General features: G+C 34.2%; 11 protein-coding genes. 2 read left to right on the forward strand and 9 right to left on the reverse strand.

All coding sequences use genetic code 11. From position 1 onward, the window contains the following. Positions 1-10 precede the first annotated feature (10 nt). From BN2628_RS05030 to BN2628_RS05065, 8 genes are all read right to left on the reverse strand, one after another. Positions 11-454 carry a PepSY-like domain-containing protein gene (locus tag BN2628_RS05030; RefSeq protein WP_044230732.1) on the reverse strand — a complete coding sequence of 148 codons (444 nt, stop codon included), beginning with the start codon at positions 452-454 and terminating at the stop codon, positions 11-13. Between the two features lie 73 nt (positions 455-527). After that, the gene (locus BN2628_RS05035) at positions 528-1805 is read right to left on the reverse strand and encodes a sensor histidine kinase (RefSeq protein ID WP_044230685.1); all 1278 of its coding nucleotides are present in this window, start codon (positions 1803-1805) and stop codon (positions 528-530) included. A gap of 2 nt (positions 1806-1807) precedes the next feature. Then, on the reverse strand, positions 1808-2485 hold the full coding sequence (locus BN2628_RS05040; protein ID WP_044230686.1) for a response regulator transcription factor: 678 nt from the start codon (positions 2483-2485) through the stop codon (positions 1808-1810). Between the two features lie 120 nt (positions 2486-2605). Next, a complete protein-coding gene (locus tag BN2628_RS05045) occupies positions 2606-5254 on the reverse strand; it encodes an AsmA-like C-terminal region-containing protein (RefSeq protein WP_074024014.1) in 2649 nt (882 codons plus the stop codon). Positions 5255-5262: 8 nt separating this feature from the next. Further along, positions 5263-7257 carry a tetratricopeptide repeat protein gene (locus tag BN2628_RS05050; RefSeq protein ID WP_044230688.1) on the reverse strand — a complete coding sequence of 665 codons (1995 nt, stop codon included), beginning with the start codon at positions 7255-7257 and terminating at the stop codon, positions 5263-5265. A gap of 155 nt (positions 7258-7412) precedes the next feature. Next, entirely contained in the window at positions 7413-9080 is a 1668-nt protein-coding gene (locus BN2628_RS05055) for an OmpP1/FadL family transporter (protein WP_074024017.1), read from the reverse strand. Between the two features lie 41 nt (positions 9081-9121). Further along, a complete protein-coding gene (locus BN2628_RS05060; protein WP_154668410.1) occupies positions 9122-10342 on the reverse strand; it encodes a hypothetical protein in 1221 nt (406 codons plus the stop codon). Positions 10343-10680: 338 nt separating this feature from the next. Beyond that, positions 10681-11253, reverse strand: coding sequence for an HdeD family acid-resistance protein (locus tag BN2628_RS05065; protein WP_021931267.1), 573 nt, complete (start codon positions 11251-11253; stop codon positions 10681-10683). A gap of 213 nt (positions 11254-11466) precedes the next feature. Between BN2628_RS05065 and BN2628_RS05070 the strand changes: the two genes are divergently transcribed. Next, positions 11467-13449 carry a putative porin gene (locus tag BN2628_RS05070; RefSeq protein ID WP_055096359.1) on the forward strand — a complete coding sequence of 661 codons (1983 nt, stop codon included), beginning with the start codon at positions 11467-11469 and terminating at the stop codon, positions 13447-13449. 11 nt (positions 13450-13460) lie between these two features. Beyond that, on the forward strand, positions 13461-14291 hold the full coding sequence (locus BN2628_RS05075; RefSeq protein WP_055096361.1) for a transporter substrate-binding domain-containing protein: 831 nt from the start codon (positions 13461-13463) through the stop codon (positions 14289-14291). Positions 14292-14329: 38 nt separating this feature from the next. On the opposite strand, the gene BN2628_RS05080 is transcribed toward BN2628_RS05075, so the two are convergent. Next, a complete protein-coding gene (locus tag BN2628_RS05080) occupies positions 14330-15016 on the reverse strand; it encodes an RluA family pseudouridine synthase (RefSeq protein ID WP_055096363.1) in 687 nt (228 codons plus the stop codon). Positions 15017-15029: the final 13 nt, after the last annotated feature.

Genomic DNA, 15029 nt, shown 5'->3' on the forward strand with positions numbered 1-15029 from the left:
TAATTTTGAACTAGTCATCAAATCGTAAGAATTCTTGCTTTAGATTGAATATCAGCTCCAGTCCCGAAGAGAGTTTTATTTGATATTCCTTTTTTTCTTTTTCTACTTTTATAATTTTGTATTGGGCGAATTTATTTTTATAGTATTGGTAAATTTTCTTTGGAATGATATCAGCCGGAACAGAATCTTTATTACAGTCAATTTCTATCCATGCCCCATCTTCATCAAATTCCAAATCATATCCATTTGTTAAGATAACATCGTATGTTTTTGAAAAAAATTCTTTTTCGATTTTTAGATAAGAAACAGGTATATTAGGAAAATGCTTTTGTATAAAAGTCCTTGCAGCAGGAGGCAGTTTACTAATGTCGTCTGTTACGACATCTTTTCTATCAGCCCATGCGGAAGATACTATTAATGTTACACTAAATAGTAAAAAAACAAATCGTTTCATTGTTATATTCATTTTTAGGTTTGTGGCAAAATTATAGACAAAAATTGGAATAATTCTGGAAAAAGAAACAACTCTATTTAGGGAAAGTAATTTCAAATTGGTGCATATCGTTATGAAAGCTATATTTTATATTCAAATTGTATAATGCAGCTATTGTTGATACAATAGATAATCCTAGCCCTGTGGATTCTTTTTTGTTTTCATCTTTATAGAAACGAGAAAAAATTTTGTTTTCGTCCAGTTTAGCAAAGCCATTATTGGCAATAGTCAGTTTTTTGGATGAAATAATTATTTTGATTTCCCCTTTTTTAGGGGTATGAACAAACGCATTTTTTAACAAATTAGACAATAAAACAGAACTTAGAGTTTCATTCATTAGCCATTTCAAAACTCCCTTTTCTTCTATATTTACAATAATTTCCTTTTCGTCGTATATTTCAGAGAAATCTTGAAGTAATAGCTTTATATTATCATTAATGGAAATTTCTTTTGTATCAGGAAACTGGTTATTTTCTATACGGGATAATAGTAATAAAGATTTGTTCATACGAACAGTCCTTTGTAAAGTTTCATACATATCGTTCAGTATAGATAATTGCTTTTCTGTACATTCTGGCATCTCTGATAATAGTTCTATCTTATTTATGCATACAGCTAAAGGTGTTTGTAGTTCATGAGATGCATTCCCTATAAATTGTTTCTGTGATTGATATATTTTTTCGTTTCTCAAAGTCATTTCAGATATAGATTTGTTTAAATCTGAAAATTCCTTGATACGGGTTTCGTTATTTAAAGGCTGTGCTAAAGAGTATCTGCCGAGTGTGTATTTACTTAACCACTGCAAAAGTTTGTATAATGGTTGCATACTCCGTTTCAGAACCCATTCGCTAACCCATATGATAGAAATAAGCAGTATAATATATAGTATAAGCACACTCCACCAGATGGTTTCTATCAAATCTTCTTTTTCAAGAACCGAAGATAATACGATCAATTCATAGTGTTGCTCATCTGGTCCCATAAATGTAGTTTTTAAAGCTCTTGCCGGCTCATATTCCGATTCTATATCTACATAAATTACTGTGTCTATATATGTTTCTGAATATTCTTTAGCAATATCTTTGGGGATGGGAGTGATCTTGTAGGAGCCCATTATCTGCTCTTGCATGCTGTTATCGTCACCTTGTATCAGAAATTTTCGAAGTATATGCTCTTTATAATTACTGAGCATATTATCTGTTTCATCGTTTATTTCGTCTATCATAAAACGATAAAAGATAAATGCCCAGACCGACAAAATACAAAAAAGTATAATTGTCAATCGAGATAATGTATAATGTAATAGTCTCATATTTATTCGGTAACCAATTTATAGCCGAATCCGTAAACAGCCTTTATTTCAACAGAAGCACCTGACAAAGTCAATTTTTTTCGTAAATTTTTTACCTGTGAATATATAAAATCAAAATTATCAGCTTGGTCAATATGATCACCCCAGACCGATTCTGCTAATGCAATTTTGTTTATTAATCGATTGGGATTAGTGATAAAATAGTAAAGCAAAGAAAATTCTTTCCGATTAAGGACAAGTTCTTTATTATTTATTTTTACCGTTTGCAAATCGGGGTACACAACCATATTCCCTAATGTAATTTCTAAACTTCCTCCAGCTTTGTTCCGGCGTATAACTGATTTGACACGTGCATTCAATTCGGCAAGATGGAAAGGTTTTGCCAAATAATCATCAGCACCTAAGTTCAATCCAGCGACTTTATCATCAATAGAATCTTTTGCTGAAACAATAATTACACTCTCTTTTTTCCCCATTCTTTTCAGCTCTTCCAACAACATTAACCCATTGCCTCCGGGTAACATAATATCCAAAAGAATGCAATCATAATTGTAGTCTTCTATTTTAAGTAAACCTTGGGAATAATTTCCTGCTGTTTCCACAACAAACCCTTCTCTTTCCAACGAAAGCTTCATGGTCTCTTGCAAACTAAGTTCATCTTCTATAATCAATACTTTCATGACAATTATTTTAGGCAATAAAAATAGGCTGAAATTCTGAAAAAATTCTGGAGAGGAAAAACAAAAGAACGGGATAGAACAACAAAATACATCCTATCCCGAATTATTATCATGACAAATTTATTTCTGTTCAAGTTTTTGAATTTGTTTCTCTGCCTCTTCTCTCAGTTTTGCAGCTTGCTTTTCCGCCTCGGAAACTAACTTTTTTGCTGCAGCCTGAGCTGCTATTTTTTCAAGGGGTTTAGATGCTTTATCTATCAATTTCTGACCTTCATTTTGGGCCGTTTGTACTAATTTCTCGGCAGCAGCATCAGCCTCTTTTCGAAGAGCTGCAATTCTTTCGGAATTGTCTTTTCCTGTAATTTCGGTAAGTTTATCTTCAACTACTTTTTTTACAGCTTCTGTAGCAATTTCCTTTGTATTTAATTTTATCGAAGGTTTTGTAAATGAACCTCCAATTTGGGCTGTTACATTATTTACATATCCCCCAGTAACATTTGATGGTAATTCTATTTTTGCATTGTAATTGATACTTTGGTCTAAGCCTGTAGTTCCAGAGAGATTCATGTTGATATTTCCCAACTTGATATCGAAAGGAGACGTCTTCAATAATCCATTTTCAATAGTAAACGGTATGCGAATATCTTTGGCTTCGATATTTTTTAGCTTATCATTTTTTAGAAGAGTAGCCAACTGATTGAAGACTTCAATATTTTGGATATGTATATCATTTGATGATAAGACACCTTTGGCCCATATCTCATTTAAAACAGGACTCATTGTTTCATCTAATGGTGTTTTCAAGTCAACGTTTACAGAGTAATTTCCTCCTGTTTTTGCAAATATCGGTACAATTTGTTGTATCATATCCAATTGTTTAAATGTTTCTTCAAAGGATGCTTTTTTTATATCCAAAGAAAAATCAACTTGAGGATTTTTTTTATTCTGTTTCGTACTATATGAACCCGCAGCAGAGACATTTCCTCCAAAAGCATCCAGATTTAGCGGATTCATTCGTGCTGTTCCGTCAGAAACTGTGATATTCCCTGTTAAATTCTTAATGTCAATTTTTTGAAAAATCACTTCTTTGAAATTTGCTTTCAAAGATAAATTTAGATTTTCAGGAACTTCAAATACTGTCATGGCAGTTGTATCCATATTCTCTGCTACCTCATTTTCTCCGGAGGCAGTATCTGTTATGAAGTCATTTAGGTTTAGTTTGTTGGATTGCAATACCAAATTACCTTTTAGCGTTTCGTTCCTCAATATATATGATAAATAATTTGACAATGCACCTTGGGCATGTATATCATTTTCTCCAATTTGTACATCCAACTGATTTAAAGACATAGCTTGAGGAGATACGGTCGCAGAAGCTGTATGGATAGCAATTGCCGGGTAACCACTCATTGTCAAATTCATTTTCTCTATTTTCAAGTTACCTTCACCTTTGATATTTTCATATTTTTCCTTCTCGATATCTGACATTTTACCAGAGAAATTCAAATTTGTTGTTAGAATACCATTTAATTTTATAGAGTCACTTAATGGATATATATCTTTTATACTGTTCAAATTCAGCATACCATTTGCAGTAGCTTTAAAATTTAGGTCTGATATAGGTGTCGCTGCAAACAAGGTTATCTTAAAAGGATTTCCTGCCATTTTGAAACTGAAATCTTCGACATTGACAGTCGTTTTATCGGCATTGCCACCGGGATTTTGGACGGCAGTCTTTATGGTTATTTGTTCTATTTTTTGAGGCATTCCTTCATAGCTGACCATCCCGTTATTCACATTGAATCCTATTGCAAATTTGGGAAGTGATTCTCCGACCATCAGCCCCTTAGCTTCGGCTTTAAAATCTAAATTTCCGGAAGCTCGTAATGCATCGAAATTATTCTGATAAATACCCGGAATTAAGGACAAGATGTCTTTAAAGTTTATTTGGGGAGTATTCACAGATATATCCATATCCATACCATTTTCCAATAAGGTCAGCCATCCGTCGAGATTCATTTCTATGGCATTCAATCTTAATCTATTCTCATCAAATGTATATTTATTATTTTCGAAATCTGCATTTAATTTCAGGTCCATTTCAAATTCAGCATTTCTAAGATAGGGAACACCTGATATCAAAAAATTTATTTTTTCAGTAGTCATCTGGCAATCGATATCGGTACTTTTGACTGTCATATCACCTCTAAGTTTAAGATTTAAATCTTGAGTTTTAAACTGCATTTTCGAGGAGTCATCAACGTATGCCAGGCGCCCGCTATTAATGGAAAATTTCTGTAGTTGTAACGCGAAATTTGAAGGTTCAGATGTTATCGTGTCTGTAGTCTGTGTCGTGCTATCAGATTTCATTATATCCCAATTTACTCTCCCATCGGGTAATTTGACTGCCCTTATCGCCGGCTTGTCGAGTATGATATGGTGAATTTTTATTCCATCATTGCCTATCAAACTCAAAATGTCTACAGCAATATCTATTTCTTTCGCCGATACCAAGGTATCTTTACTGAAATCCCCGACGCCTACGAGTGACAGATTTTCCAATCCAATTGTTGCTTTGGGAAAATGAGAAATAAAACTTAAATTCAAATCGCTGAATTCAAGTTTGGCCTCTAACATTTTATTTGCCTCATTCTTTACAATACCCAATATTTTTCCTTTAAAAGCAAAAGGTAGAATCAATAATAAAATGAAAAACGACAAAACTACAATCCCTGTAATTTTAAGCCCTTTTTTTACACGTGCATTCATAATTTATATTATTTAGATTTTTGTTCTCTTATTGTCTCGGCTATCGACCATTGTCGTGTGGCTTGCTCCATATTTCCAATTTTAGAATAGGCATCTCCCAAGCGGTCGTGTACTGTTGGATTATGAGGCTTTAAATCTGAAGCTTTCAACAAATCAGATATTGCTGTTTCATAATCACCTATTTTATATCTTAATTTTCCTCGGTTATATAATGCTTTAAAATAACGGGGGCTTAATCTGACAGCTTCATTAAAACATCGGGCAGCTTCATAGTCATCATTCATATCCATCAGAGTTATACCCTTACGTATCCAGGCATCTACCAATAACGGGTCGAGAGACAATGCCTTATCAAAATTTGCTAATGCTGATTTTGCATCATGAGCTTTTGTAATACATTCATTTCCTAACAAATAATATTCATGTGCATATTCTTTCATAGATTGAGCCTGTTCATGAAGCTTTGATTCAAGTTGTCCATTCTTGTTCCTCAACTCATTTATAATTCCCAATTTCCTTCGTATGAAGCGTTTTATTACAGGCTTTTCTAAATCGTATCGAGAATGAATGGCATCGAAAAAGGCATTTAAAAAATTGTCAAAATCTCCTTTGTCAAAATATTTGACCGCTTCCTGATAAAGCCGATCAGCCTGAGCTAATTTTAAAGATTGTTCTATTAATTTTTTATCGTTAAATTTCCGGCTAAAAGATATAATTTCAGGTTTGATGAATATATCGCTACGACTAATTTGTTTTTTTAAAACTATACCATCCAATGATGTACAACGACTGAGTGCAACATACGTTTGTCCTCCAGCAAATGCCCCACCCGTAAAATCAATTATTACATGGCTAAAGGTCAGTCCTTGACTCTTATGTACTGTAATTGCCCATGCTAATCGCATGGGATATTGTATAAAAGACCCTAACTCTTCTTCTTCTATACATTTTTTTTCTTCATTATAGGTATATCGTATATTTCTCCAAGAATCTTTTTCTACCAGATGCTCTTCTCCATTCTCAAGTAAAACATATATGCCCTCATCAGAAATGGATGAAATAATCCCGATAGTACCATTTACCCATCGCCTTTCATAATCATTTTTGATAAAAATAATCTGAGCTTTTTCTTTAAGAATCAGTTCCTTCTGTGTCGGAAGGCTTGCTTCTGGAAAATCTCCATGTATTTCACCAATAAAAGCATATTCTTGCCCCGTAAGTTCTGACAAATGCTTTTCGTTTATATAATCTACATTATCCCGACGAGTAGCCAGAGTAATGGAAAACACGTTTTCATCAGATTCGTAATCAGGATTATACTGACTGTTCAATTGTTTTAAATCAGAATTTGTTATCGTATTGTTTCGTATTTTGTCGAGTATTTCTACAAAAGATTTATCTGTTTGCCGATATACCTTTTTCAATTCGATAGGAACCAATTTTATTTCATTGAATACTCTGGCCGAAAAAAAATAAGCATTTGGATAGAAGCGTTCAAGTATTTCTTTTGCATCAGATGTCACAACCGGTTCTAACTGATAAATATCTCCGACAAAAAGCAATTGTTTCCCACCAAAAGGAAGTCTCATATTTCCTGAAAAAACTCGTAGTACCCGATCTATAAAATCTATCATATCGGCACGTACCATAGAAATCTCATCTATAATAATCAACTCGACTTCTTTTAATAACTTGCGATGAGCTTTTCTATATTTTAAGAAATTAAAGATTCGTCCGTTTGTTAAACTTAAATCCGGGTCGTCCGGTAATATAGGACGAAATGGCATCTTAAAAAAAGAGTGTATAGTACTTCCTCCAGCATTGATAGCTGCTACTCCCGTAGGTGCTAAAACGATATGCTTTTTTCGAGTATTTTCACAAATATATTTTAAGAAGGTCGATTTTCCAGTACCGGCTTTTCCTGTTAGAAAAACAGATTGAGATGTGTACTGAATTAGGCTCAGAGCATCCTGAAACTCAATATTGTTTGTATCGATATTCAAAATCTGTACTTAGATTAATATTATTATCAAAGATAATAATTTTTGCAATTATCAAGACATTTGCTAATAATGTTTTTGTTTTCCTGAAAGATATAAAAACACCAAGGTTCCATTCTTTATTGAATGGAACCTTGGTGTTTCTATATTCCTAATTTTTAAAATTTATATCCTAATGTCAACATTAAAGAATTGGTATGACCTGTCAGCTTGGCAACAGAAGGCAAATCTGCTTTATCACCAATAAATGTAGGAGAATATGGAAATACATCTTCTTTGTTCAATTTATTGATATATGCTAAATCTATATAGACTTGACCAAAACGATACCCAGCTCCTGCTGTAAAATACTGAGTGCTACGATTCAGATTGTACATAGGTTGGGTACCCGCAGTAATAACCTCTGTATTCATATCAAGAATTGTTGCTTTGACTGGCGATAATTGATTAGCATACCCTGCTCTAAGGCTAAGTTGCGGAGTCAGACGATATTCTCCTCCAATCTTAAATGTATGTCCAGCCTTAAAGTCTTCCCGTATCAAATCATTTACAGTGTAACCATAGTCTCCATACAGAGCAACTCCGTCTTCATCTGACATTTTCATTTTATTATATCCAGTATATTCGTAATCAAAACTGACAATACCTTTTTTCCCTATTATAAATGCTGTACTGGCCATTATTCTCCACGGCGAATTGTATTTATAATCTGTGTAATATACATGGTCGTCCGGGGTAGTGCGGTATATTGGAATAAACGGGCTATCAGCCTCCCCCGGATTCGATTGTTCTAATATCGCGCTATTATTTACAGAAGCCCAATACTCATCCCGCATAGTATAAACAGTCGGAGTATGGAATGCAAAACCTAACCGCCAAAAATCGGTAAGACGTGCGATTAACCCCAATTTAAAATTGAAACCTGTACCCCTTGTCTGTAAATAGTTGGCAAGGTTTATGTCCCCATTTTTCTGAGCTATACCATTACCGGTATATTCAGGATTTGTTATATTTTCTATATACTCTGTTTTTTGCGTATAGTCTATGTCTACAATACCTACACCCAATCCGAAATATACCTTATTCGAAATATTTCCTCCCAAATTTAAAGAGTATTCATCGATACGTCCCTTTTCTCTGACGTATAAGTCGGCATAACCCTTACTATCCGGGTCCTCTGGATAATAGCCTATCGTATTGGGTCCGTTAAATAATCCGAAATACTGTTGATTTCCATTTTCACCCACAGGTAAAGGCGAGATTAAAGAGGACTCATATGCCAATACCGGTAACCATGAGACACTATTGTAAGGATCGTAATTGTCTATCAATATAAGATCCTGTTCCGGTATTCCTCCTGTTCTATTAGCTATATAATTAGTCAGAGAGGTTTGCAAATTATCAAATTTAGCCCGATAGTTACGATTAAAAGTCTTAAGCCTATTATAAGCAAATCCGAAATTAAAATTAACCAGTCCCGAATTATTTCCTGTATTGATGGTTCCTATTGCCCCTATATTATTAAACGCAAAGCGAAAATCCGAGCTATTAACTTTACCTCCAGATGCTGATACATTGTTGGAAAAATTATCAAATCCAAAAGTCGTAACTATTTCTGACGAACGGTATACTCCAATACCTGCCGGATTTTGAGACAAAGTTGTAATATCTCCTCCTAATGCACCAAAAGCCCCTGCCATACTCATATAACGAGCTGTTCCTCTCATATCTAATTGAGAAAATCTCAATGCATCTGTTTCTCCTTGCCCATATATCATCAAGGATATACTACACAAAACAGTAGTCAAAATATATATTTTTTTCATCTTTCCAATTTTTTAGGATTATCTATATGAAAACGAATCACCTATCTTCCCCGTCTGGCACCACCAGAACTTCCACTACTTCTTCCACCGCCTGACGAAACGCCGGAAGACCTGCTATAAGAACTTCTGTTGTTTGAAGGAGAATATGTAGAACGATTTTCATATGAAGAAGAACTGCGGCCTCTACTCGAATTGTAAGTGCCTGTACTTGACGGACGACTGCTGCTCGAACTGCTTGATGAAGAAGAGTTACTTATCCTTGTACGGCTCCGATTTGAATTACGGTAGTAATCATTCGAAGAACCAACTGTCGGTCTTGTCGTAACAGTTGTAGATGAAGACCGCCCTCTACTTGAGTTAGTATATGTATTCCTTCCCGATGATTGGACGGGTCTACCCGAAACGGACGTCGACGAAGTACGACCGCGATTTGTAATATGAGAATTAGAAGTACCGCTTTGACGTCCTGTATAACTACTACCCCGATAACCTGATGACCTGCCTACATTTGATTGACGATACGAAGGTCCGCTCCACCATCCGTGCCCCGGATGATGATGATGAGGCCCACCCCATCCATAAGACGGATACCAAGGTCTTGGCCCCCAATATGGGTCGTACCCCCAATATGGGTTATATCCCCAATAAGGGCTGCTCCAACCAAAGTTAAATCCCCATCCAAAATTCCAACGCCATGACCAACTGGTATAACTATAAGGAGCCCAGGCATAATTCCAGTACCACGGGTTTGTCCAAGTGGGAGTAACCCAGGCATAAGAATCGTCTATATATACATTCCAATCATTTGAATTGAGAAAATAAATATCCGTATAAGCCGGATCACTTATATGGATTGTAAATTTAGGGTTATAGAAACGACGAATCCGTTCGGCATACTCAAAATCGTTCTGGGTTCCATTGAAACCATTTAGATAGTATCCGTCATCATCATTATTTCCACTTTTTATAGTATATACAACCGAATCTTCTTCTTGATTTTGCAGAAGAGAATCTACATTGATTTTTGACCGTCTATTATATTCATCTACATCACGTTCCTGATTATTTTTCATCTCATTGATAATAATCGTTCGATGTATTTTCGCATCTTCAGCTTTTTCCTTTTTTTTCTGTTCTACTATCGGGTTTTCATCTCCCGGCTGATAATAAATATCATCTTCCGGTATATACTTTTGGGCAAATGTGATGCTACCACCCAATGATAGTAAAATTACTAAAGAGGATAATCTTGTCTTTCTCATAACTGTGTCCTCCAAAATTTATTATCTACTTTAATCTTTCGACGTCATTTTATCCACAAGGTTTAAGCCTATCTGATTATTTTTATATCTTTTAAGAGTCTAATCCTCATCGATATTAAGTAGATGATACATGCAGTATAAGAAGCTGCATGTGCCACCCACCTTTATACAAAAATAGTACAATAATCCAATATTATTATAATAGAAATAGTTTTTAACTAAGAACCTGTAAAAAGATTAATAAGAATCATTATAAATAAAAAGAGTATTCTTTTAAAAGAATACTCTTCAATAATAGAAATATATATAAAACAATTGGCTTATTTAATTTATGATATTCAAGATGCGGACGCTTCTCCTTTTTTAATTGGTTTTAAATCATTCGAGAAAACAATTAACGATATACCCCAATATATAAAAACAAAAGAACAAAGGAATAATATAGTGTATGATGCCGAGAATGGAGAAAAGAAAAATAAAAATGATATAATCAGCATGAAAATTCCATTTACTAAGTACAACCACCAATATTTGTATGTGGATGTCATTGTAAACGAAGAAACAATATTACTAATACCTTTGAATAGGAAAATAAATGCAAAAAAGAATGGCAATGTCATTTCCGTAAGAGCAAGATTACTTATCAGAACGAATCCGATAAATATGTCTATGATACCTCCTGCAAGCCACCAGCCCCAGCCATGGACTCGTTTTTCAACATTTCCGGCAACTACAAGTTGTACGACACCTGTCAAAATTAATCCCCAACCGAAAAGTAGAGAAATAACTGCATAGCCGATTATAGGTTGAAATAACAGCCAAAGCCCACAAGGGATCAGAATTATTCCGGCCAGCATAATTACCCACCAATATTTTGTTTTCCCCCAAAAATTAAAAGTTGTAATGTCCATAATAATTTATTTTAATGTTTAAGTAAGCTAAATATATCCTATAACAAGCCACATTACCATTTAGATTTATTTGCTGATATAATATTTGTTAAATGAAATAAATCTTTTTCTGTTTGTATTTTAACGCCTTTTATTGAGGATAAAGCAGTTTTATATAAATAAAGAAATCATCCGTTATTTATATTTGCATTTTAGTTTTATCTTTGCAGCCGTATGAAGAGATTTTATTTTGCCATAATCATATTTCTTCTTTGCACCGTCTCTATTTCTGCAAAGAAAAAGAATAATGGTCCCGACCCATATGCGTGGCGTAATACCCAGCCTTTAGGAAATCGCTACCGTGTACCTGTTGATACATTGATGTTGAATTATTATAGCACGGATCTTCCGACATCATACTCAACAGCTTATGGATATACGGGTAACTTAGGTGGTCCGGGATTGTCTAAAGTATTTTTTGAACGTCCGGAAATGCCTCAGTTTATATTTAAAGAACCATATAGCCATTGGATCAAAACTCCAGCAAACTTTGATTTTTACAATTCCCGTATACCTATCACTTTCCTATCTTACCTTTCCGGAGGTTCAAAAACAAATAAACAGGAAGATTTAAGAGCTACTTTTTCAGGTAATGTCAATAAGCAATTGGCTTTTGGTGCAAGCATGGATTATGTCTTGTCCCGAGGTCATTATCAAAGTTTAGCTACTAAAGATTTTAGCTGGCAATTATTCGGGAGCTATATAGGCGAGAAATATGAGTTACAAGTATTATTTAATACTCTAAATTTTGTAAATCAGGAAAACGGAGGAATAACCGACGATAATGAAATTTTGCATCCAGAAAATTTAGCAGGCGGACAAACGTTAGATTCGAAAAGTGTAAATGTGAACCTAACAGATGCATACAATCGTGTAAGAGGGAAAAATTATTATGCAACACAAAGATATAAATTGGGCTTTTATAGAACGGAAGAACGAGATACATCTAAGGTTGAGATTTTTGTCCCGGTCACCAGTTTTATCCACACTATAGAATATAATGATAATATGCGTCGGTTTGTCAACAATGATGCAAGTGAAGGAGCTAAATATTTCAAAAATACATATTTAAATAATAATCGTACAAATGATTCTACATCATATTGGTCATTAAAAAATACTTTTGGCGTATCTTTGTTAGAGGGATTTAATAAGTATGCAAAGATGGGGTTAGCGGCCTATTTGACGTACGAGGTACGAAGATTTAAACTTATGGCAGATACTATACCTATTGATTATATATCTAAGCCTGAGGTTCCTTCTTTGACCGGAGACTCTTATAGGTATTCTTATGCGAGAAATAGTCAATATTATACAGATAATATATTGTGGGTAGGTGCTGAAGTTTCGAAACAGCAAGGTAAAGTTTTGACTTATTACGCAAAAGGACAGCTTGGATTGACTGGACCAGAGGCGGGCTCTCTAGATATTGATGGACATATCAATACACGCTTTCCAATATTCAAAGATACAGTCCAGTTACGAGCATACGGTTTTTTTAAAAATACGGAGCCAGCTTTTTATTATAAACATTATGTGTCTAACCATTTTGTATGGGATAATAGTAATTTTGGGAAAATTAGGAGATTTCGTGTTGGGGGAGAATTTTCTGTGCCTCGATGGGGTACTCGCCTGAATGTGGGAGTAGAGAATATTCAAAACTATGTTTATTTTGGAAACGATTGTTTGCCTAAACAAGAAAGCAGTATATTGCAAGTATTTAGTGCGACATTGCAACAAGACTTTCACTTTGGTCCATTTAATCTGGATAACCAACTGGTATATCAAAAATCAAGTAAATCTTCTGTAATACCTCTTCCTGATTTCAGTGTATATAGTAATTTGTATTTTTTATTTCGAATAGCAAAAGTTTTACATGTGCAATTAGGCGCAGATTTCAGGTATTATACAAAATATTACGGAGAAGCATACGAACCAGCTATATTATCATTTCATACCCAAAATGATGTGAAAATTGGAGGATATCCTCTCATGAATGCCTATATAAATATGAAATTGAAGCAAACACGTTTTTATGTTATGTATTCTCATGCGAACCAAGGTTTGTTCGGTGGGAAAAACTCGTTTACACTACCCCATTATCCATTACCTCCATCGATGCTTCAGATAGGGATTTCTATTGACTTTGCCAACTAAAATTTCAAGATATGCGGTTTGTATATGGAAAGCAAATGGTTATGTATCTATCACTTCTGATAATTTGTTTGATTATTATGTTTATATTACGTAATAATTTAAAATCAGAAACTTCCCAAATTCGTGATTATCCGGAAATTTTAAAAGAAGATACTTTACGTATTGTAACAGATTATAATCCTCTGAGTTATTATGTAACACAGGATAGTATTATCGGATTTGACTATGAATTGGCCAATCTGATTAGTAAACGTAGTGGACTTGCCGTGCTTGTTTTCCCGGAAGTAAGTCTTAGTAAAAGTTTGCAGGGTTTGAATAAAAATGAATATGATATTGTCGGAAGAACTTTGCCCGTGACTACAGAAAGCAAACAAGAATACAATTTTACTGAAACTATATTATTGAATAAACAAGTATTGATACAGAGAAAACCTGAATTTAATAATAATACAAAACCTATTCGCAATCAACTTGATTTGGCTCGTAAAACACTTTACATTATAAGTGATGCTCCTACTCGTTACCGTATCGAAAATCTTGCTCACGAAATCGGTGATACGATATATGTAAAAGAGGAAACAAAATATGGTGCCGAACAGCTGGTCATAATGGTTGCTAAAGGTGATATCGAATTTGCTGTGATAAATGAAAATATTGCTCAACAGATGGCGTTAGAATTTCCAGAGATTGATTACCAGACAGACATAAGTTTTACTCAATTCCAATCTTGGGCTTTAAGAAAAACTTCTCCTGTTTTACTTGATAGTCTGAATGTGTGGTTGAAAGATATAAAAGAAAGCCCGGAATTCCAAATTCTGACTAAGAAGTACTTTGGGAAATAACTTCTGTAATATTTTTCATCACTTTTTGTCAAAAAGTATTATTCTTGTTTTTCAATAATATTTTCGAATGCTTTCCATAAATTATTTTCAGGAACTGGTGCTGTAATATTTATTATTTTCTTGGATACAGGATGAACAAAGCTTATACACCGGGCATGTAAAGATATTCCTCCATCCGGATTGGAACGATTAAACCCATATTTCAAATCACCTTTTATCGGAGAACCTATTTTTGCCAACTGGCATCGTATTTGATGATGTCTACCGGTTTTAAGATCAACTTCAAGCAAATAGTAATTATTGCTTTGAGCAATAACCTTATACGACAAAGTTGCTTCTTTCGATTTAGGTTTCATTGATTCATATGCAATAGACTTATTCTGCTTTTCATTTCTTATTAGATAATGTGTCAATGTTGCTTCTTTTTCTTCAGGACAACTTTTTACGATTGCCCAATATGTTTTTCTAACTTCACCATCACGAAACATGTTATTTAATCGAGTAAGAGCTTTACTGGTTTTTGCAAATACTACAATTCCACTTACCGGACGATCAAGGCGGTGTGCTACACCGATAAATACATTTCCAGGTTTGCCATATTTCTCTTTCAACCATAATTTTAAAGATTCAGAGAGCGGTATATCCCCAGTTTTATCACCTTGTACTATTTCAGAAGAGGTTTTATTTACAACAATAATATGATTGTCTTCGTATATTACATCCATATTGATATTTTTT

Source organism: Gabonia massiliensis (assembly GCF_001403595.1).
GTDB classification, from domain to species: domain Bacteria; phylum Bacteroidota; class Bacteroidia; order Bacteroidales; family Coprobacteraceae; genus Coprobacter; species Coprobacter secundus.

What these genes read in the sequence shown, in the direction of transcription:
- BN2628_RS05030 (WP_044230732.1), bottom strand. Translation starts at nt 454, where the DNA reads ATGAAACGATTTGTTTTTTTACTATTTAGTGTAACATTAATAGTATCT.
- BN2628_RS05035 (WP_044230685.1), bottom strand. Translation starts at nt 1,805, where the DNA reads ATGAGACTATTACATTATACATTATCTCGATTGACAATTATACTTTTT.
- BN2628_RS05040 (WP_044230686.1), bottom strand. Translation starts at nt 2,485, where the DNA reads ATGAAAGTATTGATTATAGAAGATGAACTTAGTTTGCAAGAGACCATG.
- BN2628_RS05045 (WP_074024014.1), bottom strand. Translation starts at nt 5,254, where the DNA reads ATGAATGCACGTGTAAAAAAAGGGCTTAAAATTACAGGGATTGTAGTT.
- BN2628_RS05055 (WP_074024017.1), bottom strand. Translation starts at nt 9,080, where the DNA reads ATGAAAAAAATATATATTTTGACTACTGTTTTGTGTAGTATATCCTTG.
- BN2628_RS05060 (WP_154668410.1), bottom strand. Translation starts at nt 10,342, where the DNA reads ATGAGAAAGACAAGATTATCCTCTTTAGTAATTTTACTATCATTGGGT.
- BN2628_RS05065 (WP_021931267.1), bottom strand. Translation starts at nt 11,253, where the DNA reads ATGGACATTACAACTTTTAATTTTTGGGGGAAAACAAAATATTGGTGG.
- BN2628_RS05070 (WP_055096359.1), top strand. Translation starts at nt 11,467, where the DNA reads ATGAAGAGATTTTATTTTGCCATAATCATATTTCTTCTTTGCACCGTC.
- BN2628_RS05075 (WP_055096361.1), top strand. Translation starts at nt 13,461, where the DNA reads ATGCGGTTTGTATATGGAAAGCAAATGGTTATGTATCTATCACTTCTG.
- BN2628_RS05080 (WP_055096363.1), bottom strand. Translation starts at nt 15,016, where the DNA reads ATGGATGTAATATACGAAGACAATCATATTATTGTTGTAAATAAAACC.